This window comes from Sulfuricurvum sp. (genome assembly GCF_028710345.1).
Taxonomy (GTDB): Bacteria; Campylobacterota; Campylobacteria; order Campylobacterales; family Sulfurimonadaceae; genus Sulfuricurvum.
On sequence record NZ_JAQTUH010000007.1, the window covers coordinates 55,277 to 79,693 of the forward strand.

Below are 24,417 nucleotides of genomic sequence, written 5' to 3' on the forward strand. Positions count from 1 at the left end.
TTTAGAATTATGGTTTGCATATCATACCATTATAATAGTAAAAGTAGTGCTAAAATAGGTGCTACAGGAAGGTAATAACATTTTTATCACATACTTTTTTATAATAAACTCTTATTTGGTGTTTTTAAACTCATTTTATATATTCTTATAAATCTTTAAGCTTATCAAGACTAGTATGCTCTTACTTTAAAAGAAACAGGAGAAGACCCAACATGAACATTTCAAGACGTGATTTATTTAAGTTTGCAGGACTTAGTGCTGCAGCTGCCGCAGTCAGCGGATGTAGTACTAAAGCATTTGATCCACTTCCCGCGAAAGCAGCAGCACCTGCTAGTGTTATGCTCGGTAAGCATCAAGTAGTTGTTATTGGTGGTGGTTTCGGTGGTTTGACAGTTGCCAAAGAACTCAAAAAGATTGATCCTAAATTTGATGTTGCGATTATTGAAAAAAATGATAGTTTTATGTCATGCCCATTCTCAAACTGTAATCTTGGTGGAATCCAAGGTGTTAACCTTGGTACATTAACACATGACTATTCTCAAGCAGTTGAGGCAAATGGTTATGGTATGTTGACGGCAGTCGTTACAGGGATCGATCGCGTAAACAAAATCGTGTATACCTCTAAAGGTTCAGTAGTGTACGACATCTTGGTTTTGGCTCCAGGTATTGATTACAATTACAAAGGACAATTTCCAACATGGGATGCGGCAAAAATTGCAAAAGCTAAACGTTTAACTCCAGCTGCATTGGTTCCGGGTGGCGAGCATATCGCATTGGATCGTATGGTTAAAAACATGGAAGATGGTGATGTAGTTATTACTGTACCGGCAGGTAAATACCGTTGTCCTCCTGCACCGTTTGAGCGTGCAAGTATGATTGCTAACTACATGAAAAAAGAGGGGATTAAAGGTAAGGTAATTATCTTGAATGAAACTGCTGAAGTAGCAAAAGGGGCAGCATTTAAAGAAACTTGGAAAGATCTCTATGCCGGTGTTGTTGAGCACATGGATAACTGTAAAATTGTAGATGTTGATTTTGCTAAGAAAGAGATTACTTACGTTCAAACAGTTTTTGCTAGTAAAGATGATACAGAAGGTGTTAAAACAACCAAAACACAAAAATACGGTATTTTCAATTTCATTCCACACAATATGTCTAATCCGGTCATTGAAATGTCAGGTGTTGCTACTACTGCTGATGGATTCAAAAAAGTTAAAATGGCAACAAGTGCTGAAAAACCGGTTTCATTTCAAACAGCTACAGATACGTCTGTATATGCAGTTGGTGATGTTGTTGGTCATAAAATTCCACCAAGTGGTCAATCAGCTATTTGGTCAGGTAAAGAGTGTGCAAAAGAGATCGCTCACGTCCTTCATGGTAAATCGTACAGTGTTGCCTCAGCTCTTCCGTATAAAAGTGCAAACGTATGTTACTCAATGGTAAATGGCAATCCTGAAGAAGCTATCATGGTTAATCATGAATTTATGGTTGACGGTCCGGTTATCGGAAGTAAAGGGTCTGTTCCAAAAGGGGATACAGTTAACGACAAATTTCGCTCAACTGGTCTAGGAAAAGCAACGCACGATTGGTACAAAGGTGCTATGAGAGATTTGTTTAGTTAAATCTAAGTATGTCCATCGTCATTCAGCCTTTTTCGTTCCTACTCTCCCGAGTGGGAATGACGTTAAAATTTACAAAAAACCTGCTAAACTACACATCACGAAATCATTCACACGGAAATTATCATGGATAGAAGAAATTTTTTAAAAGTCATTGCTGGAGCAACAGTTATTGCAGTCAATCCTTCATTGATTAAAGGGACCCTTTATGCGGCTGATGGTACGTTATATCAAGCGTATGAGAAAGCTCAATTAGTAGATGGAGCAGGAAAGCCTATCAAAGCTACTACACTCGAAAAAGAGGTAACCTATATTTTTAACTACCCGTATGCTTCAACTCCTTGTATGTTGATTAATCTTCCAAACTCTACTAATAAAGATGTTGATCTAAGTTCTGAAAATGGGGAAAAGTATATTTGGAAAAGTGGAGTAGGTAAAGAGCGTACAGTTGTAGCATACAGTGCAATTTGTGCACATCAGTTGACACATCCTACCCCAGCTGATAGTTTTATCGCTTATGTGCCATTAGCTAAAAAAACAATGGCATATGAAAAAAGTGGTGTTATTGTTTGTTCGTCTCACCTCTCTGCTTACGATGCTGCTGCCGGTGCTAAAGTTTTAGGTGGTGCAGCAACGCAACCGCTCGCTTCAGTTGTATTGGAAGTAGCATCGGATGATACTATCTGGGCCGTTGGAGTTTTAGGTTCGGATAAATTTCAAGACTATTTTAAATCATTTAAACCAGAGCTTAAACAGTTTTATAATGGTCCGGCAGAAGCAAAAAAACTTGTCTCTATTTCGGCTAAAACCGTTAAACTTACTGAGTTTTCAAAAGAATTGATTCAATACTAAAAGGAGAATGGATGAAAAAGATTTTAGTAACCATAGCACTTTCTGCATTTGTAGCAAGTTCTATCTATGCAACAGACAAATCTAAATCACAAGATAACGATCATCGTACAATGCTGATGAAAGATATGCGTACCATGTTAGAAGCAATGGAACAGATTCAACGAGGTGGACTTTACAGCTCAACAGATGAGATGAAAATAGGGGTAAAAAAACTTCAAGGTACTCTTAAAACATTAGAGAGTGATGAGGTAAAATGGATTTTGCCAAAAGATCAAAAATATGCATACCAATTTGCTCAAAAGACAGCGAGTATGTTACATCTCTATTCTAATGATATGATAAGTTCAATTGAAGCCGGTCGGATGGATGATGCTCTAGAAGATTACTCGCAGCTTTTAAAGCAGTGTACATCTTGTCATATTCGTATCCGCAACTGGTAATTACATTTTCTTCACTATCCTCTCAATTTTGAGAGGTTGCTAATATATAAATCTTTTATATTTCATAACCAATTAATTTTTTAATTATCGTCTAAAATTTATAGAGTATATGCTTTATAATATTTATTTTTTGAATATCTAATAGTCATAAAATCCCTTAGTATAAGTAAATGACGATTTAATCACAATTTTATCAAACATACTTACAAAATTGTTACTCTATCACTAAAAACTATATAACATAAAGAGTTATTTAAGAAATGAATGGTAAACTGCTCTCATGATCCTATAAGATTAACTTATTTGGACGGCTTTAGAAGGAGAAGGAATGAAATTAGGAAAATTGAGTTTAGTTGCTGTAATGGCATTGGGAACAAGCGTATACGCTCTTGATGATATTAAAGTAGATGGTGAAGCAAAACTTTGGTATCAAACATCTGAATTTTCTGGTGCGGGTGCGGGTGCAACTACATCACAAAGTTTTTTTGATCATAACACAAACTCATCTGCTGAAGCAAGATTGAGTGTAGGTGCTTCTGCAAAACTACTTCAAAACATCAGTGGTGCAGTTAAAATGACAGCACTTTCAACACTTGGTCTTGAAAATAATTTGGTTGGAGCCGTTCCAGCTGCTAAATACAATAATTCAGGTGCGTTAGCAGCTGGTCAATTAAATGATCAAGCATGGATGGAAGTTGCTAATTTAAAATATGCTCAAAAAGAGTTCGATGTAGCAATGGGACGTATGGCGCTTCAAACTCCTCTTTGTTTCACAGAATCATGGAACGTCGTTGACAATACGTTTGAAGCGGCTGTAGCGCATGGTTATTTCTTGCCTGATACTATTTTAGCAGCTGCATGGGTTGGAAAACATAATGGTGTTGGCTTGCTTCCAGCAACAGGTCGTGGTACAACGGTAGCAAACGGTGGAGCATTTAGTACATTTGGTAGTGATGGTGCGTATGCGTTTGCAGCGATTAATAAATCTGTTCCAAATACAACTTTTCAAGGATGGTATTACAATGTACCAAGTATTGCAGATGCATATTGGTTGCAAGCAGATACAAAATTGATGGGTATGATTGATCTTGGAGCACAATTTGCAGGTATGATGCCTAAGCTTGGTAACAATACAGTAATTGCTGCTGGATATCCATCTGGAGCTGAAAATCTTGATGTGGTTAAAAAAGATTCAAATGTTTTGGCTGTTAAAGCTGCCGTTGATGTTTCTGGTGTAAATGTTTATGCAGCGTATTCAAAAGTTAGTACTGGTACTCTTGGATTTGCAAACGTTGCTACAGGAGACAAAACAATGCTTTATACCGGTCTTGGAAGTGTCTATATGGATGGCGAAATTGTAGCAGCACCAGATACTAAAGCGTTTAAAGTTGGGGCTTCTACAAAAATGGTTCCAGGTGTAACTCTTTCGACAAGTTATTGTTCTGCTAAAGTAGGTGCTAATAGTGGAGCACTTGGTGCAGTTGCTCGTGCTGCAACTACTGATACTGATTTTTCTGCATGGGATGTTGTTGCAAATACAAAAGTTGGAATGCTCGATTTGACAGCTATTTATACATCATTTGATAAAGATGTTAAAGCGACAGATACTACAGATAAAACAACCGATACACTTCGTATTATTGCTTCTTTGAAATTCTAAGAATTTCTCTTTTTCTGGGCCTTTGGGCCCTTTCGATTTTCCTTATATAAAGCTTTTCGCACTAGAATTCGTCACTCTAGTGCACTTTTAGACTCTTTTTTCTTGCCGTTTTGGCGTAATACTCTTTTCATTTTTTTGATGCATTGTGTGTGATGATTGTCTCAAGAAAAACGGGATCGTTTTTTCAGGGCGTTTTGCTAAATCGTCGATTAATGCTTCTTCAACGTTCTCTTTTTCATGGTATTGGAGGAGATAGGTGTGTAATAGCATAATTTGGCGTTCTAATGATATTTTCCATGTGGATAGGGTTTGGGTATAGATCCATTCGCTGAAGGCGTAGAAGCTTTTAAAGACACTTGTTTCGTCACTGCGAGGCATAGTCGTGGCAATCCACAATAATTTTACAGTTTTATCAAAACTCCCGCTATTGTAAAAAATATCCCAAAATCGTGCGAATCGTTTCATCTTTTGTATCTGCTCAAAACTGAGCAGATTGTTTTGGAGGATATCGTAGGGAGGTGTGTCGCTATAAATCATCCCGTGCTCTTTATCATGCCGTGATAGGGTGGTTCCTGAGAGATTTTTCAAGATGCCGATTTGGATTTCACTGTGGGTGAGAGAGACAAGCTTATCCAGATTACGACCGAATCCCTCTAATGTTTCACCCGGTAATCCGACGATGAGATCGAGGTGCATGTGTGAGGAGGTCTCATTTTCTAAAAAGCGGATGTTCTCATAGATTTTTTCGACACGTAAGGGGCGGTTTATCCCTTTAGCTATCACAGGATCGAGTGTTTGAATACCGATTTCGAGTTGCAATGAACCTGCGGGGAATCGGGCAATTTTTTCTTTGAGTACATCGGGGAAATGATCGGGTATCACTTCGAAATGGGCAAAGTAGGGGGGCTCTTTAGAGAGAAAAAAGTCCAAAATACGGTTAGCAAAGGTCATATTGAGATTGAAGGTACGGTCGATGAATTTGAAACTTCGTGCACCCCGTTGCCAAAGTGTTTCAAACTCTTCGAGCAGTTCATCGAGGGGAAAATTACGCACTTTTTCATCGATGGAGGAGAGGCAAAACTCACACTCGAAGGGACAGCCGCGTGATGCTTCGACGTAGAGGGTGCGGTTGGCAATATCTTCATCACTGTAGGCACGGTAGGGCATGGTAATGGATTTGAGATCAACCATAGGGGCTTTGATGAAATGGGGCTTTCCCTTCGTCATTCCCGCGAAGGCGGGAATCCAGCTTTTTTCTTTGGGATGGCTTTCAGAAGAGATGCTAGATCCTGAATCAAGTTCAGGATGACGAGCTAGATTCCCGCCTTCGCGGGAATGACGAGAGGATAATATCTCCTTACACAACTCATAAAATGCCACCTCCCCCTCGCCACTGATGATATAGTCAGCTTTTGAAAAATCAACACGGTGGGGAAGATGTCCCGCTTCAGGGCCACCGAGGACGATGATGATTTCGGGTGAGACTTTTTTGAGTATCTCGATGAGTTGAGCGGTTTCCGATGCATTCCAGATATAGACACTGATCCCAATGATACGTGGAGAGTGTTTGAGAATCTCTTCCGCGATGGTTTGGATTTGTTCATTGATAGTAAATTCAACGATTAGTGCATCGTTTTGGTATTCATGGAGATTGGCATAGAGATAGCGAAGTCCAAGTGCGCTGTGGGCATATCGGGCATTGAGAGTGGTGAGTAAAATAGTACTCATGCTTTAGGAGCCTGAAAGTATTGACCCTCGGTGGTAAAAAGTTTGAGTATTTTATTGTATTCGCTGTAGGCTTGACGATAAAGATGTTGATTTTGTTTGCTCGATTCAAAGAATTGTGTTGCACTAAGCCCCGATTCGAGAGCATTTTTGAGAAGTTTGGTACGACGGAGGTAGGTAAAGGCGAGATTGGGAAAATGTTCGTGGATTTTTGCTTTAATCATGATTGCATCGTTAGGATTATCAATCATATTGGCAAAAACGAGGATAGTCTTTTCGGAATATTTTTTGATAAAAATTAAACTTTTCATAATGGAGTTCAGATCATTAGTGGTGGGGAGTAAAATGATATCCGAAGCACGCAAAATCTCATCAGCATGGTCAGCGTCAAATCCACCAAAATCGTAGACGGTGTCAGGGTAGAGGGGGATTTTTTTTGGGTAGTAGCGGGCATTGTTGTATTTATTGAGAGCTACGGACATATCGTTCGTTGCGTAACGGTATCCAAGGTCTTTTGCGAGAGAGAATGCGAGGGAGGTTTTGCCCACCCCCCCTTTTGTTGATGCGATAGAGATAATAGCCATACGATTCCATACAATATATTTGTGCAACTATAACCTTAATACGCTATACTTGAGCTAAAACTATAAAGTGATCCATCATGAATATTTTATCTAAAAATGCACCTCTCGAAGAGTCTATTAAAAAAATGGAAGCTGTTTTAGCGGATGTGGGATGTGAAGCACGATTTTCGGATGAGAAACACCCATTAGACAATTGCTATTCAGTCAATCTAGCCTCTATTGAGGCTCCCAGTCATATCTATTCAAACGGCAAAGGGATTGTCTCCAATGCCTCCAAAGCAAGTGCGTTGGGAGAGTATATCGAGCGTCTCCAGACCAATAATTTTTTTATCGATTTTTATCTTCCAGGGAGAAAATACTATCCCGATGAAGTGGTGTATGGTTTCGATGAAGCGTATCTAAGTGATGAATTACGCGCTATATATGATCCCAACAATGAACTCGAAGATGAAGATTTTGTTGATTACAACAGCGATTATGAGGATAAAATAGTTTGCTTGCCTTTTATCCAGCACTCAACATTTGACAAAGTAAATATTCCCATTAATATTTTGAGCAATCTTTATGTGAGTAACGGTCTTGCGACTGGAAATACCCCTTTTGAAGCACAAGTACAAGCACTCAGTGAGATATTGGAACGGTACGCCAAAATAGAGATTATCAAAAACGGTTATGCGCTTCCACACTATCCAAATGAGGTTATAGAGCGCTATGAGCGTGTATACAACGATGTAATGGCATTACGTGCCAAAGGGTTTATTGTTGAGGTGTTAGATGCTTCGCTTGGGGGACAATTTCCCGTAACGGCTATTTCACTTATTAATCCTGAAAACTCGACGCTATTTGTCTCTTTCGGGGCACATCCGATTTTAGAAGTGGCACTGGAGCGTACCATGACGGAGTTGATGCAGGGACGCGGATTGGAGAATCTGGATGCTTTTGAAGTACCGACGTTTGATATGAGTGTGGTTTCGGACAGTTTTAATCTTGAATCCCATTTTATTGACTCTAATGGCAAGCTTGGATTTCCATTTTTAAGCAGTAAAAAAAGTTTTAAGTATGCATCATGGAACTATAAAGGGAACGGTTCGATGGATGAGTTTGACTATTTAGTCTCTATAGTAAAAAAAATGGATAAAGAAATCTATTTTCGTGAATACGACTATTTGGGCTTTTATTCGTGCCAAATGATTATCCCTGGGCTTTCTGAAGTCTATCCGATAGAAGATATGAGCTTTAACAACAAAAATAACGGCAAGTGGATTCGGGATATGGTACTCAATTTTGAGGAGTACGACGGTGAAGATATCCTTGATGCTATCGAGTCTCTTGAAGAGACGTTGAATGTCGAAAAATATATTGGTGTACTCTTCGAAAACAGTTTTACGATGCAGGAGTTTAAAGCACAAATCCATTTGTTGCTAGGTAACACCGAAGAGGCGCGTTCGCTTCTCGAATTTGGAACTTCGAAGATGGGACATATCGTAGCAGAACTCATCCATATGGGGGAAGGGGATTACGAGTGGGAAGAGTACGAAAACGCCCTTTTTAATCTCTATGGGCAAGAGAAAATAAAACGGGCATTGGCGATTTTAGAGGGGGAAGAGTTTTTGATTGATATAACGCTTCATAACGATTATCACAATATGTTAAAAATGTATGATCGGTTGGAAAAGAAGAAGGTGACATTGTCATCCTGAGCTAGACTCAGGATTTCAGATTGCGGATCTAGTCCGCAATGACGAGAAACTTTGTTCTGCCTCAAAGAGGCAAGCTTCAGTGCCTTAGCGGCGAGCGTAGTCAAAGGGATTCTATTCCTTTGGCGTTCTATTCTGTAGCATCTTTTGGCTTCAATGATTTAACATTGATACGTCGTGGAGCCCGTGCCGGAGTTGTATCGGCTTTAGGGGCTGGTTTATCAAACGATTTTTTTCCATCGTATGGTTTTTTTTCACCATAAGGCTTCTTATCCCCAAAGGCTTTTTTATCTCCATAGGGTTTCTTATCGCCATAAGGCTTTTTTTCTCCAAAAGGCTTCTTTTCACCAAAGGGTTTCTTGTCGCCATACGGTTTTTTATCACCCTCAGGTTTTGGTTTAGAAAACTGTTTTTGCTCATCCTTCTTGGAAGTATCTCTATTTGAGCTATTCGACTTCTCGCCAAAAAAGACCGGTTTACTTTTATAAGGTGTTTGAGTCGCTTTTTCATCATCTTTACGAGGAGTACCGTCGATGTAATGGTTGCGTTCACGGCTTTTTTTCTCAAAAATCGGTTTACCGTTGGCATCTTTACCTAAAAACTTCGGTTTCTCTTTCTCTTTTTTAGCCCATCTCTCTTTTTTGAGTGCCTCTTCCTCTTCGCGTGCGGCGCGTCGTGCTTTGGCTTCGGCTTTGTGCTGATTGTCTACTGCGATACCGAAACTGGGCTCAAATCCGGCGATTGATTCTTGGATGATGGTGCGTCCGAGGAGTGTTTCAATAGCGTAGAGGTGTTTTTGATCTTCAGAACCGAGTAAGATGAGTGCCATTTCTCGTGCATGGGCAAAACGGGTCATGTAGATGATCGCTTTGTCGGGAAGATCGTAACTGATGAGAATATCGTATTGATTTTTCTCAGAAGGACTCATCTCTCCATCTGAGACAACCGTTACATTGGTTGTCTTGGTGAGGAGAATGGATTGGGTATTGTTAGCGGTTGCAACAAGAATCTTTTTTTCAGGGTATTGAGCAATGAGAAAATGTAGAAGCTCAGTTTTGCGCTCCGTGTTACAAGGGTGGATACGGTGATTTTTACGTTGGATTTCGCTTGACATACATGTCCTTTAGGGGTGTAACCTCAGATAGTGTGAGGGATGCCGTTTTGCGACACAATTTTGATTGCGACATTATAGCGAGTTATTGCTTATAGGGTTTTTGTGCCCCTTTATGCTACAATAATTGGATAAAAAAAGGCATATTCGTATGCAAAACGGGAGAATGTGTGAAAAAACTTTTAATGTTAGTAGTGATGGCATTAGCCATTACAGGGAGCGGTTTTGCCGCTGAAATGGTTTCTACGTATAAAATTGCGGCTTATGTGGATGTGGAGAGTGCTAAATCAAAACTTTCTGCTGAAGGGTTTGAAGTAGTCGGGACACTCAAAGCAACGGATGCGGGAACAACCATCTTGTACACCAATGCAGCTATGAAAGCCGAAGCGGCAAAAGAGAATCGTGCATTTAATGCGGTTGGACGCATTTTGGTGGATGATGAGCGTAAGCAAATTTCGATTGCTAACCCATTGTATTTTGGTGCGGCATTTATGCAAAAAGATTTTAAACAATCGGCGAGTTTAAAAGTATTGAATTCACTCAAAAAAGCGTTTGGTTCGTTGAAGGATTCTGAAGATGCGTGGGATGCAAAAGGGCTTGCTAATTATCACTTTATGATGGGTATGCCCTATTATGAAGATATGGATACGGTAGGTTCAGGTTCTACTGCTGATTTGGTAGCCAAAGCGAAAGCGGCTAAGGGGACAGTCGTTCAAGTAGGAGCTGATCGTTATGTTGCATTCGTTGAGTTGGATAAACGTACCAGTGGTTTTGTTAAAAAAATCGGATCACAAAACGGAGAGATTTTACCGTATGCTGTTTTGATTGAGGGGGGACAAGCTAAAGCATTAAATGCCAAATATTACATTGCGATTAGTTACCCGCTTTTAACGATGACAGAGTTTATGGGAATCTCAACAGTGCCTGATGCGATTACCAAAGGTCTTCAAAAAATCTTCAAATAAATCTACTGCGTCATGCCGAACTGGATTCGGCATCTCATCTCAGATCCCGTATCAGGTACGGGATGACAATTAATTAACGATATGCTTTAATTCCCAGCAGTTTATCAAGTGTAGTAAACGTATAACCGATAGAGTGCAATGTCTCGATAATCATCTCCAGTGAAGCAACGCTGGTACGGTTTCGATGCATCAAGATTATATCGCCGTTGCGAATGTTACCAATGACGTTGTTGGCAACTGCGTAAGGGTCTTTGAGTGTCCAATCAAGAGAATCGAGTGACCATAAAATGGTGGTATATCCCGAACCATTAACGGCATTTACCACTTGGGTATTGATAGAGCCGTATGGTGGACGCATTAGTAATGGGTATTTCCCTGTAATTTCTTCGATACGAGACGCGGTACGCTCTAGTTGTAGGATTGTTGTATTATTCTCAAGGTTTGTCAATCGCGGATGATTAAAAGTATGATTTAGAACCAAATGCCCCTCATTAAACGCCCGTTTAACAGAAGTAATATTCTCATCATTCATGGTCGCACCAATCATAAAAAAGCTCGCTTTAACCCCATGTTTATCCAAAATATCGAGAAGAAGATGGGTGTTGTTCTCATCGGGTGCATCATCGAAGGTTAATGCTATGATTTTTTTGGTGCTTTCCCCATTGACAAAGACATTGGTATACTCTCCGTGTTGAATAGGTGCTACGGTATCGGTGCGCCATTGTTCTAAGAATTGGGTCATATTGGCATCGAGCAGGGGGGACGTACCGCGAATGTCATAGACAGTATCACCCAAAAGGGTGGTCGAAAATATAAAAATCAACATATAGAAAAGTTTCATCGTAACCATTTTTTGTAAAATTGTGGGAATTATACCCTCTAATCGAGGGTCTTTTTGTAAAACTTGACCGCGAAAAACATCATGACGGTGCAAATCACCATGAGTGGCCAGATGTTTGGCCATAATGTAGCAAAATCGCTCCCTTTGAGAACCACGCCCCGAATGAGACGATTAAAATAGGTGAGGGGGAGGAGTTCTCCTACGTGTTGAGCCCATGAGGGCATTCCTGAAAAAGGGAACATAAAGCCTGAGAGCATGATGCTAGGGAGAAAATAGAAGATGGTGAGTTGTAACGCCTGTAACATATTTTGGGCTAACGATGAGATAGTAATACCGATGGTGAGATTAACCGCGATAAAGAGTAAGGCGACACCATACGCTAAAAAAATAGACCCGTTAAACGGGACATGAAAGACAAAGTACGAGGCGCATAAAATAAGGGTGGCTTGAAGGAGTCCGATAATAATATAGGGGATGATTTTACCCGTCATGATTTCGAGAGGTTTTGCGGGGGTTGAGAGGAGATTTTCCATCGTTCCCCGCTCCCGCTCACGGGTGATTGCCAGTGCTGTCATCATAGTGAGGGTCATCGTCATCAGTGTCCCCATGAGCCCTGGAATGATGTTGTATTGGTTGATGCCATCAGGATTATAGAGGCGGTGAACTCGCACATCAAAAGGTTTTTGAAGCGTCGCAAACCCAGAGAGAGGACCTGTTAAATCTTTTTTTGCCACCTGTGTCGCTATCCCCTCGATCGATAACAGTGCGGTTGAAACGGTTACGGGGTCAGTGGCATCGGCTTCGAGGAGGAGGGAGGGTTTTTCACCCCGTAAAAGTTTTCGGCTAAAATCAGAGGGGATGGTGAGGATAAAGAGTATTTCCCCTTTTTGTAATGCTTCTTGGGCTTCGCTTGGTGTTGTGTATTGGGGCATAATCTTATAGTATTGCGATGTTTGCATTGCGGATGCCATGGTTCGGGTAAATTCGCTTTTATCATACGAGATGATAGCGGTGGGGAGGTGTTTTGGGTCGGTGTTGATAGCAAAACCAAAAAGGGCGAGTTGGATGATGGGTATGACAACCATCATGGCAAAGGTAATACGGTCCCGTTTGAGTTGTAAAAACTCTTTGATGATGATTCCCCACCATCGTGAGAAGCTGAAAGGGCTAACCATTGTCATCCCCAAAATTATCATCAGTATGTTTCATCAGATAGATAAAAACATCTTCGAGCGATGTCGGAATGGCTCTAAAGTTGAGACCTTTGAGTGCCGTTTCGATGGATTGCGGATTTAGTCCGCTCACATGGAGAGTGGTGCCAAAAATAACACTTTGTTCGATTGCACCATGGTGTTCAAGATCTTTTGAAATACTCATGAGATCTTCTCCTCGTATTTCGTAGGTTGATAACCCTTGTTTGGCAATAATGCTCTGAGCACTCCCCTGAGCGAGGAGATTTCCATAGGCAATATAGGCGAGTTTATGACACCTCTCTGCCTCATCCATGTAGTGCGTACTAATGAGTACGGAAACCCCTTGTGAAGCAAGAGAGTGCAACTCTTCCCAAAAATCACGGCGTGCACTGGGATCGACCCCTGCGGTAGGTTCATCGAGGAGGAGCAATCTGGGATGGCGGAGCATACAGGCGGCGAGTGCGAGTCGCTGTTTCCATCCCCCTGAGAGTGATCGTGCCAGTTGGGATGCTCTGGAGGTGAGTCCAAGGTTCTCGAGTGCTTCATTCACCACATTTTTACGATTTGCCAGCTCATATACCCGTGCCACAAAATCGAGATTTTCGCGGATACTCAAATCTTCCCAATAGGAGAATTTTTGGGTCATGTATCCTACTTCCCGTTTTATCGCATCACTTTGGGTGAAAATATCGTATCCGAGGCAGTGCCCCTCTCCGCTATCAGGGGTTAAAAGTCCGCACATCATCCGAATAGCGGTTGTTTTTCCGCTACCGTTAGGTCCTAAAAAGCCGACGATTTCCCCGCGTTTTACTTGGAGAGAGAGATTTTTGACGACGTGTTTATCTCCGAAATATTTGTTCAGCCCCTGAACATCGATAGCATACTCATTCAAATGACACTTCCACAGGTTGTCCCGGATGGAGCAAAGCGGCGTATTGTCTATCCGGATACGCTTCGATCATGTAGATGAGTTTATCTTTGGTCTCATTACTGTAGATGATGGGCGGGGTGTATTCTGCTTCGGGTGAGATGTAGGTGATACGGGCTGGAATCTTTTTGTGATCAGCACGAGAAGTGATGGTGATAGGTTGATGGATAGCGAGTTTTTCGATGATGGCTTGGGGGACAAAAAATCGTATTTTAATATTTTCAGGGGGTAATAGACGGACAATTATCCCCCCCACAGGTACAAACTCCCCCTCACGGTAGAGGGTATCGAAAACCAAAGCACCTTTGGGAGATTTGAGTGCTTTTTCAGTGACCCTCCATTGCGCTAAATCGAGTGCAGCTTGGAGTTGTTTCAGCCGATTTTTTTGGGCAATAATCTGATCGTTTCGTTTGGAGAGCTTGGCAACGGTGAGGGTGTTTTGTAACTCTTTGACTTTGGCGGCAGTGCTGAGTGAGAGTGCGGTTGTAGTATCAAATTCGACTTTTGAAATAGCATTGGAGTTATACAGACGGGTGTTTTGAGCAAGTTGGAGTGAAGCATTTTCAGAAGCGGCTTTGGCTTGAGTAAGTTGTGCTTCGAGGACGTGAATCTCTTCTGGGCGTGACCCTTTTTGGTAATCATCGAGAGTTGCTTGTGCAATGGCAAGTTCAGAAGAGGCTTGTTCAAACGCTAATGATTCGTTGGCATGGTCGAGTAAAAAGAGATTAGTGTTTTTGGAGATTGTATCTCCCCGTTTGACAAAAAGTTTTTCGAGTTTACCGCTTTGGGTTGAGGAGATATTGACGTATTCCCCCTCAGCGTAGCCTTGATAGGTTTGGGATGATTTTTCATTGCATCCACTGAGTGAGAGTAGGGTTAAAGAGATAAAAAATGGTAGGTATTTCATAAAGAAGATTATAGCGTTTTTAGTGTTGTGAATCATCCTCTTTTATAAATGGTTTGATTCGTGTTAGTGTATCGGGGTGACTGGAAAAAATAGAGAGCGATTCGTTGGCATCTTTATCGATTCGATTTAAAATATCGGCAAAGTAGTGAGGAGGAATATGGGCTTTATGTAGTGATGTTAGGGCAAATGCATCGGCTTCTTTTTCCATATCACGTGAGTACCCTTGCTGTAATAGCAGTGCAGGGATACCGGCAGCGAGATCGGAGAAATTACTAATATCACCGGTAATCATAACCAATAAAACTCCCGAACCCATCCCTTGCAGTACCATCCGTAATGTATGACGTCCGCGAACATGCCCAAGCTCATGTGCTAATACGGCAATAATCTCATTGTCATGGTGTGCTTTTTGGATGAGCTGATCGGTGATCACGATGGTATTTCCCGGAAGGGCAAAGGCATTGGCTCCGATAGTCTCGGAATTACGGAAGAGGAGACGGTATGAGGGGCATTCCGTAGCGGTACAAAAATGTTCAAGCTGATTGGTAATCTCTTGTGTACGATTTGAAGAGAGGAGAGTAGGGCTTAAATAAATCTTCTCCATCGTACTGAGCGTATCTTCACCTAAAGAGCGCTCAGTAGAAACACTCAACGCCATTGCCGATACTTTAGCGATAAAAGGGACTCCCCACACCAAACCCGAAGCCACAATTGCGATAGTAATCACAAGTGCGCTAGTGGCATATAAAAGTTTGTTTTCCAAATGACGGGCGAAATATTCGGGCGATTTGTGTCGAAGTGATTGTTCTATGAGTTTTAGAAGCTGATGGTCGGTGGTGTGAATTTCCCCACCGTTTGGGAGATAGATAATGGAGCGTGCATTACCGACGGAAGGGTCAATTTTGAGTGTTGAGAGATCGAAGGTGATGGTATCGGTATCGCTTTGTAGCTGAATAATCCCTTCTAGGAGAGAAATCGTGACGGGTTGTAGACGAGAGCTAAGCCCGTCGAAATACTCTCCTTGATAGAGAATCATGCGATACCGATGTCCATGTCAAATAAATCGGATATTTCAGAACCCGTAGCGTTAATATTTTCACTTGATTGGGTGACAAAATTATCAAGATTATTACCGTAAACTTGGAGACGATGGATTCGATATCGGGTGATTCGAACCATTGCAAACGGGATATAAAGACCGACTGTTAAAGCGATAAGCACCAGATTAGAGAGATAAATCCAAATAAGATCGCGTGCCCGTTGAGCAGAGGTAAAACGAATCTCTCCCAATTCGAGGTGATTGTAAAAGAGATTGGCTTTTCGTGCTTGGATAAAAGCGGTGAGAATAGGTATCGTTAGGTATAAGGTGGTAACTCCTCCTATTAAAAATCCTGCCATAGAAGCCATTGCTAACTCTTTGGGAATCCCCATTGCTATCATTCCATAGGCCCTGAAAGCACCAAAGCCTAAAATCCCAAAAGGGATTAACAAAAGAGCTAATGCGATGAGGTAAACACCCCAAAACGGTTTCATCGTTCCAGTATAAATCGTCGCTGTTTGACCGTAAGAATAATTTGATGCCAAATAGCGCACTTGACGGTAAGCAGTATAGGGGAGTGAAAGCCCGAGTGTAAAAATCGTTGTAATAGGTAGTAGTAGATAAACAACCGCCGCTTCTCCTACCGTACCTGAAAAATGGAGACGTAATCCGCGATAGGCACTTTGACGAGCGGCAAAACGTAATGCCATGACGATAATCCATGGAGATGCAATACCGAGAACCAGCATCATCGATCCGGAAATGAGTGGTGAAATATTACTGCTAATGACATAAATAATCAAAAAAGTAGCGGCAATCAAACGCCCTTTGAGAATTTGCATAGGGGTTGCTAAATAGGAGAATGGGTTGTTATCCAATAACGTATGACTGTAAAACCACCGTTTTGTACGTACTTTTGCCCATGCAGAGTAAATTCCGAGTGTGATTAAACTAAGGGCGATATTAACAATCCAAATTCGGAAATATTCACCGCCGTGTCCTGTAAATTCGAGAGGGTAGTTTTTGGTTGCTTTCATGCAGATACTTTCAAGGTAAAGATGGTGTTATTTATTAAACAAAATAACATATAGAACGTTAGTATATAGAAAAATATCATATTTTGCAATATGATTATACAAACGAGGGATCGTGCTAGTCTAGCTTGGATGATGGGTTATCAGAAGTTAGTAATCCATATTTTGAAAAATATTGTTCCATCATTTCATCCCCCTGAACCTCTCGCTGTAAAAGCCTTAAACGTTGAAAATTTTTATCATCACCGTCATACGAGACATCTGTATAACCTCTTGGAAAGCCTGCTGCCTCTTCAATATCTTCAATCGACCATCCGAGTAGCGCCAAGCCTTTTTCTGTAAAAATGGCTCTTGGATCAACGTATACCCAATAATCTCTATAACACTGTTCAATCACTTTCAGTATTTCTAGAAAATACTCTTCAGCTAATCTCGTAACCTCACCCAGAGGTGCATCTTTGAGATCTTCGATATCGACGAAATACGATAGATGCTTAATCTTTCCATCCCTAATCATACCTGTATGACTGACTGGCACCGTACCCACTTTTTGCATATGGTTTCGGAGGCTTACAAAATACTTCGCTAGCTTATTTTTTTAGGTTTTCCTGATGGGGAATATACCATGTATCAAAGTTTGGATACTTAGACATAACAGCTTGCAAAGAGAAGGTGATACTTCGTGCTGCGGATGTGAATGCACTGAGAATATATGAAAACTCATCATAGTTACCTTGTACCTCTTGAAGTTTCTTAAGAAAGTAGTCGGCTTCGCCAACCTTCGCTGCAACAATATAAAATCCTTTTGATGGAAATTGAAATTTTTTAACGGCCACTTCTCGCTCCTTGCGTCTGTTAACTATTTATTCATACCAAAAATCTACCATTTTGCTAGAAATTTATTAGATAATCGAACATTCAAACTGACATATTTTCAAATATTTTACTCTATTCCTCTTAAAAGGATTTCCGCAACGCTCTAACTGCAGGCTCAATCTCCTCCATCTTAAACCCCCAAAATCACATCCTTATCGCGTCCCATTCTCCCCCTGAATACTCTTTTGCTGCGTAGAGTTTGATCCCCGCTTCTTCGGCATATTTACGTAAGTGATCGTAATCGATTTCGGAAGAAGGGCGGATATTGATCGAGAGACCTCCCCCTTCGCTGAGTATGAGTATCGAATCACCTAAGTATTTGATGAGGCTTTGTTTCATCAGGTCGTGTTTCTTACGGTTTAGGTTTCGCACCCGTAGCAGATGACGTTCCCAATGCCTCTCACGCATGAACAGCTTCAACGTCTTTTGGGTCATGAGGCTGACACGGGAAAAAGTGCCGTGAAAGGAGCGGTATCGATCCATCAGATGACGAGGCAGTACGATATATCCGACACGCAAAGTAGGGCTAAAAGTGCCTGACACCTTTATTATATTTTTTAGTAATCAAAATTGAATTTAATGTATACTACTGAATGTGTCATTCTGTGTATTAAGTAATATGGGTAAAAATTTTAAATAGTAAATTGATAGGGCAATGACAAATGCAAAGTAAAATTGATTTTACAAAACAATTGCAAGTTGAAAATGATCTTCGTTATGAACGTGGGTTTACCCAGAATATTTTAGATACGGTTGAAGCTATTATTGTTGCTATAGAACCAAACGGTAAGATTATCCTTATCAACCGAAAAGGGTGTGAATTATTGGGATACAGTGAAATTGAATTAATCGCTCAAGATTGGTTTGAGATGTGTTTACCTCCAACTATTGATAAAAATTTCATTCGTCAACTTTTTCGAAAAACATTATCCGGTGATTTAGAAGAGTCTAAGTATGCTGAAAACTTGGTTATCACACGTTCAGGAGAGGAACGTTTGATTGCTTGGCATAACAGTACAATGCGAGATGTTGAGGGAAATATTATCGCCAGCCTCTCTGCTGGAGAGGATATTACGGAACGTAAAAAAGCAGAAACGGCACTTGAACATGAACGAGGATTTTTAAAAACATTGATTCAAACAATCCCAGATCTGATTTGGCTTAAAAATGTAGGTGGCGTTTATCTTAGCTGTAATCCACGTTTTGAGGATTTTTTTGGTGCCAAAGAGGCAGAGATTGTTGGGAAAACCGATTATGATTTTGTTGATAAAGAATTAGCCGACTTTTTCCGTGAACATGATCGTATCGCGATGGAGAAACAAGCCCCGTCGATGAATGAAGAGTGGGTGCCATTTAGCAATGATGGTCATAGGGAATTACTGGAGACAACTAAAACGCCGATGCTCGATTCAAAGGGAGAATTATTAGGGATTTTAGGAATCGGTCATAATATCACTGAACGTAGATCAGCAGAGGAACGGCTTGAGTTGTTTGCCAATGTTTTTACTCATGCACGTGAGGGGATATTGATAACGAATAAAGAGTGTAATATTCTCGAAGTCAATGATGCGTTTACACGGATTACAGGATACAGCTACGAAGAAGTTAAAGGGTGTAACCCTAGTATTTTGAAGTCAGGTCGGCAAAACAAAGAATTTTATAGTTCATTGTGGGATAATCTAACTCAAAAAGGACATTGGCGCGGAGAGATATGGAATCGTCGTAAAAATGGTGAGATTTACGCTGAGATGCAAACCATTAGTGTCGTTCTTGATCCTCATGGGGAAATTCAGCAATATGTGGCGTTGTTTTCGGATATCACTAATCTTAAAGAGAATGAAGAACGGTTAGAGCGTATAGCCCATTATGATATATTGACAGGGTTACCAAATCGTTTGTTATTGGCGGATCGTTTGCAACAAGCCATGCTACATGTTCATCGGCGTAAAGAGCAGTTGGCGGTCGTTTATCTGGATTTAGACGGTTTCAAAGATATCAATGATCGTTATGGGCATGGTGTCGGAGATCAATTTCTGATAGCGATATCGGCTAATTTGAAACATGCATTGCGCGAAGGAGATACAATCTCTCGCATCGGTGGAGATGAATTTGTAGCGCTCTTATTAGATGTCAAAAACTGGGAGTCCAGTATCATAATGTTAGAGCGTTTGTTGGATGCGGCATCAAAGCCTATTGTATTGGGAGATGAGATACTAAAAGTAACTGCAAGTTTGGGTGTGACTTTTTATACGAGGAAGGATAACATTGATGCCGATTTGTTATTACGTCATGCAGACGAGGCAATGTATCAGGCTAAACAATCAGGCAAAAATCAATATCAAATTTACCGACAAAAAGTAAATCACTCATCTTCGTATGATGTAGTAAATCATGTTCCGGTTGAGAATTAATGGAAAATATTTTCATTGCTATGCATTTAATTTAATGAAATTTGTTATACTACCTATTTAGTGCCTTCATTTGTTTCGAACATAATCTCAAAAAAAGGACGGTTATGGAAAATTTATTGTCAGAACTTAGTATTGGTGGGGTATCAACTCCCCCTATCAAGCTTTTTGAAAATGGTGATCATTCGATCTGGTGGGTAGGGATAAATGAGAATACGGCATTTAGGAGCAATGTATACCTCATAAAAGATGGTGATGAAGCGGTACTGGTCGATCCTGGGCATCGAGCTTACTATGAGTCAGTCAAGGATGCTGTATCCAAGATTATAGACCCTAAAAATGTAAAAGCCCTTGTCCTATGTCATCAAGATCCCGATGTGTGTGCGGCAATGGTTGATTGGTTAGATTTTAATCCCTCAATCAGAATTATATCTACCCCCAGAACGCACGTACTTCTTCCCTATTATGGTAAAGGGGATTATGAGAGGTTTGATGCTTCAGATGATACGGAGTTTGCGTTTGGTGAGAGTGTTCTGAAATTTATAGAGTGCCCATTTATGCATTTTCCAGGAGCTTTTGCCACGTATGATCCGCTAAGCGGCTTTTTGCTCTCCGGAGATGTGTGGGCGGCTATCGATTCGGATTGGAAGCTGGTAACGGATGATTTTGAAGGGCATATTTCGGGGCTGGATATTTTTCATAAAGATTATATCGCTTCCAATATAGCGTGCAGGGGATTTGTGGAAAAACTCCAAAACGTCTCAATCGAAGCGATACTTCCGCAACACGGCTCCATCATCTCTAAACCTGATGTTCCTGCTGCTATCGAGTATCTGGAAAATCTAAATTGTGGACTGGATATTTTGTATCCGCATTTGGGGATTTAAATGTCTGATGATGTCATTGAGCTTCAACGACAAGTCACTATCTTAAAACAGGCGGTAGATCAGAGTCAGCGCATCCATAAAAGTTATGATAATGCCCTTTTGCTCATCAAGCAAAAGGATAAAGAACTCAAAGAGAGTTATGCCAAACTCCAAGAGATGCAAGAAGAGATAATCCAAAGAGAAAAAATGGCCTCTTTGGGTTCGCTTGTCGCAGGTGTAGCCCATGAAGTCAACACTCCGTTGGGTGTCTCTATCACCTCTGCATCGATGATTCAGGAGAGTTGCAACAAAATTAGACGCTCTTTTGAGTCTGAAGAATTAACAGAAGAAGATTTAAAAGAGTTTTTGGATGGATCAATCGACGCGTGTAGTTTGTTGTTGCAAAATTTGGAAAATGCCGCACGGCTTATCCGAGGGTTCAAGCAAATATCGGTGGATGAGACGAGCGATCAAAAACGAGAATTCGATGTTAAACAATATTTGGAAGAGATTATCCGAACTCTCAAGCCACAGCTCAAAAAAAGTGTCGCTACCGTAGAGTTAGAGTGTCCTGAAAATATTATCGTGAACAGCTATGCCGGCTCTTTTGCGCAAATCTTTTCTAACCTTATCCAAAATTCACTTTTGCATGCGTTTGAGGGGAAAGATAGTGGTAAAATAGTGATTAAAGTGATCGATAAAGGGGATCGTTTAGATATTGAATATATCGATGATGGTATCGGTATCGATGAGAGTGTAAAAGATAAAGTTTTTGAACCGTTTGTAACGACCAAAAGGGCGCGAGGTGGTAGTGGTTTGGGGCTGAGTATTGTCTATAACCTTATCAGCAGTTCATTTGGCGGTTCGGTGAAGGTAGAGAGTGAAAAAGGGTGCGGTGTGCACTTTTATATTACCTTATTAAAGAGTTAATCATGGGATTTTTAAAAAAACGGGATGTTACGGATGAAAAACAAATATTAGGTACGTGGAAAGTGCTTATCGTAGATGATGAAGCCGCTATCCATGATGTGACAAAGCTTGCACTCAAAGGGTTCGAATTCGCCCAAAAAGAGATCGAATTTTTGCAAGCGATGAGTGCACAAGAGGCAAAAGAGATATTACGAAATCACAATGATATTGCTTTGATTTTACTAGATGTGGTTATGGAGAGTGATGATGCGGGGCTTGAGCTCGTCACCTTTATCCGACAAGAGATTAACAACAATATCATCCGAATTATTTTGCGTACCGGTCAACCGGGACAAGCTCCTGAGAAGTATGTCATCGATCACTTTGATATCAATGATTACAAAGAAAAAACAGAGCTTACCCAAACCAAACTTTATACCTGTGTTCGAACAGGGATTCAAGATTATGTTAGATTGACCGAACTACAAGCACAAAAAGAGGCTCTTTCGTACTTGGCAAAATCGGCAGTCAATATTTTTACCATCGATTCGTTTGAAAACTTTTTTAACCATACCTTAGAAGTATTGACAAAATTTATCTCGCTTGTCGATAACTCCAATACGATGCTCTCGGATGCGTTTGCAGTGTTTCCCGTGGATGATCTGGGGGGATATAAAGTGTGTATCAACTGCGGCAAATATTGTTCAGCAGGAGAGAAACATAATATAGAGCCAGTTATCAAAGAGGTATTAGAGAGAATCAAAGAAGATAATAAACTCTTTTTTTTGGATAAAGAGAGATTTGTAATACCGATCAAAGATGCTGAGGGGACGATGGCTATCGTTTTTGCTTTTGGAGATTTCAGATTGAACGGTTATTTCGTCGATTTATTGGGGTTGATGGCGCTTCAGATTAGCATATCCTTTAAAAATATTGACCTCTATGATATTCTCTCAAAAGATCATACTGAGACGATCAATATTTTAGCGGTAGCCTCCGAATACAAAGATGAATCTACTGGGGAACATATCAAACGCATTGAGAATATGACGCTGCTTTTGGCATTGGAACTAGGGTTTAGTGAAGAGGAAGCAACACGCTACAGTAGAGCAGCTATTTTGCACGATATTGGCAAGATTGCGGTTCCTGATAGTATTTTACAAAAGCCTGGAAAACTCGATGAGGAAGAGATGCGTATTATGCGTGTCCACACCGAGCGGGGTAAATCTATTTTACACAGTGATAAGCGATTTGCACTCGAAGCTGAAATAGCACTCACCCATCACGAAAAGTATGATGGAAGCGGATATCCACATGGTATACAAGGTGAAGATATACCACTTAGTGGCAGAATGGTGTCGGTCGTGGACGTGTATGATGCCCTAGTAAACGCGAGACCGTATAAAACTGCATGGGAAAAATCTAAGGCAATCGATTATATCAAAGAAGAAGTTGGAAAACAGTTTGATCCGCACATCGTCGAGGCATTTGTACGTTTGTACGAAAGCGGAAAAGTATGATCGATACAGCATTTGCAGAGCGTTTCGCCCATGAGTGGGTCGAGGCGTGGAACAGTCATGATTTGAGTGCGGTTTTATCGTATTACAGTGATGATTTGCCTCGCTCCCAATCTCTAGCTTGGGAGCGTATATGTTAGTTTGCATTCCCAACGAGGACGTTGGGAACGAGGGATATTTAGCTATTGACATTTAACGCCTATCCCATATGTTATGTTATATGTTGGGAGAGAAACGAGGAGGGGGAACACCTGCCCATCTGTTAGGATTCATTGAAGTAATGTATAAACCTAACTTCAAATGTCCAGATTCCATTGGTGAGCCCTTTGTACCAAAAGTCATCAAATGATGATTTTGACATATCTGCTTGACCTTTGAGATGAAAAGTTGCGGACTTGCCTTGATATTTGATTGATAGAAGCAATTTATCAATAAAGTGGTTGATATATGGGCCTTCTCGGATATCTGCAACGTCGTAATATAATCCAATGCATGGGCCTTTGAATTCATATACATCAGTTCCTTTTCGCTTTTGTTCAATCGGAAACATCAATGAGTTGAATGTATAAATAGTAATGGCTTCACTACCCTTTAAGTGAATATTGAATGCACGTGGGGCAATGTAAACTCCATTGATATCAAAGGAAGTTTCATCATTAATGCGTGCTGTTCCTATACCGATCTCATTGTCTTGGATTTTCATAAAACTTCCTAATGTTTAAAATGATCAAGCAAAAAGCCGCCGGAGGGTTTTTGCTTGATCTCCTTTGAGTTGTTAGCACTTATTCCATTTCTCTGATTGCTTGCTTGATATCCCTTAGTGCTCGGTCTAGCTCATCTTCTGCATCGCGAAGCTTTCTTCGTGCATCGTCATCAGCATCTCGCTTAGCTCTATGAACGGAATCAAGTGCTTGTTGTATTGAACGCTTGGCTCTTTCCAGTTTTTGTACTATTTCCATATCCTCATCCTTTTCTAATGCATAACTATTTTTTCATACCCAAAATATACTATTTTGATAGAAATTTACAAGATAATCGGACATTTAAAATGTTCTGATATTAGAAATATCAAACCAAAATTTTACATACTGACATATTTTAAAACATTTTACACTGTTTTTCTTAATACAATTTCCGCAAACGCTCTAACCGCAGGCTCAATCTCCTCCATCTCGAACCCACCGTATTCCACTTCTTTGTCATAATAGAAGATCAAAATTTACCAAAAGAGCGGTACGATACACTT

At 40.6% G+C, this 24,417-nt stretch carries 25 protein-coding genes; 11 read left to right on the forward strand and 14 right to left on the reverse strand.

The window, feature by feature from the left end:
- Positions 1–212 precede the first annotated feature (212 nt).
- The 4 genes from PHC76_RS10125 (at position 213) to PHC76_RS10140 (ending at position 4,571) form a co-directional block, all read left to right on the forward strand.
- Entirely contained in the window at positions 213–1,622 is a 1,410-nt protein-coding gene (locus PHC76_RS10125; protein ID WP_299972252.1) for an FAD/NAD(P)-binding oxidoreductase, read from the forward strand.
- Between the two features lie 123 nt (positions 1,623–1,745).
- Entirely contained in the window at positions 1,746–2,471 is a 726-nt protein-coding gene (locus PHC76_RS10130) for a Rieske 2Fe-2S domain-containing protein (RefSeq protein ID WP_299972250.1), read from the forward strand.
- Positions 2,472–2,482: 11 nt separating this feature from the next.
- Positions 2,483–2,911 carry a hypothetical protein gene (locus PHC76_RS10135; protein WP_299972248.1) on the forward strand — a complete coding sequence of 143 codons (429 nt, stop codon included), beginning with the start codon at positions 2,483–2,485 and terminating at the stop codon, positions 2,909–2,911.
- Between the two features lie 328 nt (positions 2,912–3,239).
- A complete protein-coding gene (locus tag PHC76_RS10140; protein WP_299972246.1) occupies positions 3,240–4,571 on the forward strand; it encodes a hypothetical protein in 1,332 nt (443 codons plus the stop codon).
- A gap of 87 nt (positions 4,572–4,658) precedes the next feature.
- Here the strand turns inward: PHC76_RS10140 and PHC76_RS10145 are convergent, their stop codons facing one another.
- Positions 4,659–6,299: a B12-binding domain-containing radical SAM protein gene (locus PHC76_RS10145; protein WP_299972244.1), complete on the reverse strand. Its 1,641-nt coding sequence runs from the start codon at positions 6,297–6,299 to the stop codon at positions 4,659–4,661.
- Positions 6,296–6,907, reverse strand: a complete 612-nt coding sequence (locus tag PHC76_RS10150) for a hypothetical protein (protein ID WP_299972242.1) — start codon at positions 6,905–6,907, stop codon at positions 6,296–6,298. The genes PHC76_RS10145 and PHC76_RS10150 overlap by 4 nt, the downstream gene beginning before the upstream one ends.
- Positions 6,908–6,957: 50 nt before the next feature.
- Between PHC76_RS10150 and PHC76_RS10155 the strand changes: the two genes are divergently transcribed.
- A complete protein-coding gene (locus PHC76_RS10155; protein ID WP_299972240.1) occupies positions 6,958–8,580 on the forward strand; it encodes a YcaO-like family protein in 1,623 nt (540 codons plus the stop codon).
- A gap of 127 nt (positions 8,581–8,707) precedes the next feature.
- On the opposite strand, the gene PHC76_RS10160 is transcribed toward PHC76_RS10155, so the two are convergent.
- Complete coding sequence (locus PHC76_RS10160; protein ID WP_299972238.1) at positions 8,708–9,691, reverse strand: hypothetical protein; 984 nt, start codon at positions 9,689–9,691, stop codon at positions 8,708–8,710.
- A gap of 167 nt (positions 9,692–9,858) precedes the next feature.
- Between PHC76_RS10160 and PHC76_RS10165 the strand changes: the two genes are divergently transcribed.
- Positions 9,859–10,653 carry a hypothetical protein gene (locus tag PHC76_RS10165; protein ID WP_299972236.1) on the forward strand — a complete coding sequence of 265 codons (795 nt, stop codon included), beginning with the start codon at positions 9,859–9,861 and terminating at the stop codon, positions 10,651–10,653.
- A gap of 73 nt (positions 10,654–10,726) precedes the next feature.
- Here the strand turns inward: PHC76_RS10165 and PHC76_RS10170 are convergent, their stop codons facing one another.
- From PHC76_RS10170 to PHC76_RS10210, 9 genes are all read right to left on the reverse strand, one after another.
- Positions 10,727–11,494 (reverse strand): polysaccharide deacetylase family protein, encoded by a 768-nt coding sequence (locus tag PHC76_RS10170; protein WP_299972234.1) that lies wholly within the window; start codon positions 11,492–11,494, stop codon positions 10,727–10,729.
- A gap of 38 nt (positions 11,495–11,532) precedes the next feature.
- The gene (locus PHC76_RS10175) at positions 11,533–12,675 is read right to left on the reverse strand and encodes an ABC transporter permease (protein ID WP_299972232.1); all 1,143 of its coding nucleotides are present in this window, start codon (positions 12,673–12,675) and stop codon (positions 11,533–11,535) included.
- A complete protein-coding gene (locus PHC76_RS10180; protein WP_299972231.1) occupies positions 12,662–13,579 on the reverse strand; it encodes an ABC transporter ATP-binding protein in 918 nt (305 codons plus the stop codon). Before PHC76_RS10180 ends, PHC76_RS10175 begins: the two co-directional genes overlap by 14 nt.
- Positions 13,572–14,522, reverse strand: a complete 951-nt coding sequence (locus PHC76_RS10185) for an HlyD family efflux transporter periplasmic adaptor subunit (protein ID WP_299972229.1) — start codon at positions 14,520–14,522, stop codon at positions 13,572–13,574. Before PHC76_RS10185 ends, PHC76_RS10180 begins: the two co-directional genes overlap by 8 nt.
- Before the next feature lie 19 nt (positions 14,523–14,541).
- Positions 14,542–15,558, reverse strand: coding sequence for a M48 family metallopeptidase (locus tag PHC76_RS10190; protein WP_299972227.1), 1,017 nt, complete (start codon positions 15,556–15,558; stop codon positions 14,542–14,544).
- Positions 15,555–16,598: a YjgN family protein gene (locus tag PHC76_RS10195; RefSeq protein ID WP_299972226.1), complete on the reverse strand. Its 1,044-nt coding sequence runs from the start codon at positions 16,596–16,598 to the stop codon at positions 15,555–15,557. Before PHC76_RS10195 ends, PHC76_RS10190 begins: the two co-directional genes overlap by 4 nt.
- A gap of 115 nt (positions 16,599–16,713) precedes the next feature.
- Positions 16,714–17,133: a hypothetical protein gene (locus PHC76_RS10200; RefSeq protein ID WP_300210033.1), complete on the reverse strand. Its 420-nt coding sequence runs from the start codon at positions 17,131–17,133 to the stop codon at positions 16,714–16,716.
- Positions 17,134–17,185: 52 nt separating this feature from the next.
- Complete coding sequence (locus tag PHC76_RS10205; protein WP_299972223.1) at positions 17,186–17,431, reverse strand: hypothetical protein; 246 nt, start codon at positions 17,429–17,431, stop codon at positions 17,186–17,188.
- A gap of 184 nt (positions 17,432–17,615) precedes the next feature.
- A complete protein-coding gene (locus PHC76_RS10210; protein ID WP_299972221.1) occupies positions 17,616–18,014 on the reverse strand; it encodes a hypothetical protein in 399 nt (132 codons plus the stop codon).
- 119 nt (positions 18,015–18,133) lie between these two features.
- On the opposite strand from PHC76_RS10210, the gene PHC76_RS10215 reads away from it, so the two are divergent.
- The 5 genes from PHC76_RS10215 to PHC76_RS10235 all read left to right on the forward strand — a co-directional run bounded on the left by PHC76_RS10215 (position 18,134) and on the right by PHC76_RS10235 (position 23,311).
- Positions 18,134–19,882 (forward strand): bifunctional diguanylate cyclase/phosphodiesterase, encoded by a 1,749-nt coding sequence (locus PHC76_RS10215; protein ID WP_299972219.1) that lies wholly within the window; start codon positions 18,134–18,136, stop codon positions 19,880–19,882.
- Positions 19,883–19,986: 104 nt separating this feature from the next.
- Complete coding sequence (locus PHC76_RS10220; protein WP_299972217.1) at positions 19,987–20,766, forward strand: MBL fold metallo-hydrolase; 780 nt, start codon at positions 19,987–19,989, stop codon at positions 20,764–20,766.
- Positions 20,767–21,675, forward strand: a complete 909-nt coding sequence (locus PHC76_RS10225; RefSeq protein ID WP_299972215.1) for a HAMP domain-containing sensor histidine kinase — start codon at positions 20,767–20,769, stop codon at positions 21,673–21,675.
- 2 nt (positions 21,676–21,677) lie between these two features.
- Positions 21,678–23,174 (forward strand): response regulator, encoded by a 1,497-nt coding sequence (locus tag PHC76_RS10230; RefSeq protein WP_299972214.1) that lies wholly within the window; start codon positions 21,678–21,680, stop codon positions 23,172–23,174.
- Positions 23,171–23,311, forward strand: a complete 141-nt coding sequence (locus tag PHC76_RS10235; RefSeq protein ID WP_299972212.1) for a hypothetical protein — start codon at positions 23,171–23,173, stop codon at positions 23,309–23,311. The genes PHC76_RS10230 and PHC76_RS10235 overlap by 4 nt, the downstream gene beginning before the upstream one ends.
- 122 nt (positions 23,312–23,433) lie before the next feature.
- Here the strand turns inward: PHC76_RS10235 and PHC76_RS10240 are convergent, their stop codons facing one another.
- Positions 23,434–23,874 carry a hypothetical protein gene (locus tag PHC76_RS10240; protein ID WP_299972211.1) on the reverse strand — a complete coding sequence of 147 codons (441 nt, stop codon included), beginning with the start codon at positions 23,872–23,874 and terminating at the stop codon, positions 23,434–23,436.
- Positions 23,875–23,953: 79 nt separating this feature from the next.
- Positions 23,954–24,130 (reverse strand): hypothetical protein, encoded by a 177-nt coding sequence (locus tag PHC76_RS10245; protein ID WP_299972210.1) that lies wholly within the window; start codon positions 24,128–24,130, stop codon positions 23,954–23,956.
- Positions 24,131–24,417 lie beyond the last annotated feature (287 nt).

Coding starts and splice junctions, on each gene's coding strand:
- PHC76_RS10225 (WP_299972215.1), top strand. CDS start 20,767: ATGTCTGATGATGTCATTGAGCTTCAACGACAAGTCACTATCTTAAAA.
- PHC76_RS10245 (WP_299972210.1), bottom strand. CDS start 24,130: ATGGAAATAGTACAAAAACTGGAAAGAGCCAAGCGTTCAATACAACAA.
- PHC76_RS10170 (WP_299972234.1), bottom strand. CDS start 11,494: ATGAAACTTTTCTATATGTTGATTTTTATATTTTCGACCACCCTTTTG.
- PHC76_RS10130 (WP_299972250.1), top strand. CDS start 1,746: ATGGATAGAAGAAATTTTTTAAAAGTCATTGCTGGAGCAACAGTTATT.
- PHC76_RS10240 (WP_299972211.1), bottom strand. CDS start 23,874: ATGAAAATCCAAGACAATGAGATCGGTATAGGAACAGCACGCATTAAT.
- PHC76_RS10195 (WP_299972226.1), bottom strand. CDS start 16,598: ATGAAAGCAACCAAAAACTACCCTCTCGAATTTACAGGACACGGCGGT.
- PHC76_RS10135 (WP_299972248.1), top strand. CDS start 2,483: ATGAAAAAGATTTTAGTAACCATAGCACTTTCTGCATTTGTAGCAAGT.
- PHC76_RS10175 (WP_299972232.1), bottom strand. CDS start 12,675: ATGACAATGGTTAGCCCTTTCAGCTTCTCACGATGGTGGGGAATCATC.
- PHC76_RS10140 (WP_299972246.1), top strand. CDS start 3,240: ATGAAATTAGGAAAATTGAGTTTAGTTGCTGTAATGGCATTGGGAACA.
- PHC76_RS10125 (WP_299972252.1), top strand. CDS start 213: ATGAACATTTCAAGACGTGATTTATTTAAGTTTGCAGGACTTAGTGCT.
- PHC76_RS10230 (WP_299972214.1), top strand. CDS start 21,678: ATGGGATTTTTAAAAAAACGGGATGTTACGGATGAAAAACAAATATTA.
- PHC76_RS10185 (WP_299972229.1), bottom strand. CDS start 14,522: ATGAAATACCTACCATTTTTTATCTCTTTAACCCTACTCTCACTCAGT.
- PHC76_RS10160 (WP_299972238.1), bottom strand. CDS start 9,691: ATGTCAAGCGAAATCCAACGTAAAAATCACCGTATCCACCCTTGTAAC.
- PHC76_RS10215 (WP_299972219.1), top strand. CDS start 18,134: ATGCAAAGTAAAATTGATTTTACAAAACAATTGCAAGTTGAAAATGAT.
- PHC76_RS10145 (WP_299972244.1), bottom strand. CDS start 6,299: ATGAGTACTATTTTACTCACCACTCTCAATGCCCGATATGCCCACAGC.
- PHC76_RS10220 (WP_299972217.1), top strand. CDS start 19,987: ATGGAAAATTTATTGTCAGAACTTAGTATTGGTGGGGTATCAACTCCC.
- PHC76_RS10155 (WP_299972240.1), top strand. CDS start 6,958: ATGAATATTTTATCTAAAAATGCACCTCTCGAAGAGTCTATTAAAAAA.
- PHC76_RS10190 (WP_299972227.1), bottom strand. CDS start 15,558: ATGATTCTCTATCAAGGAGAGTATTTCGACGGGCTTAGCTCTCGTCTA.
- PHC76_RS10235 (WP_299972212.1), top strand. CDS start 23,171: ATGATCGATACAGCATTTGCAGAGCGTTTCGCCCATGAGTGGGTCGAG.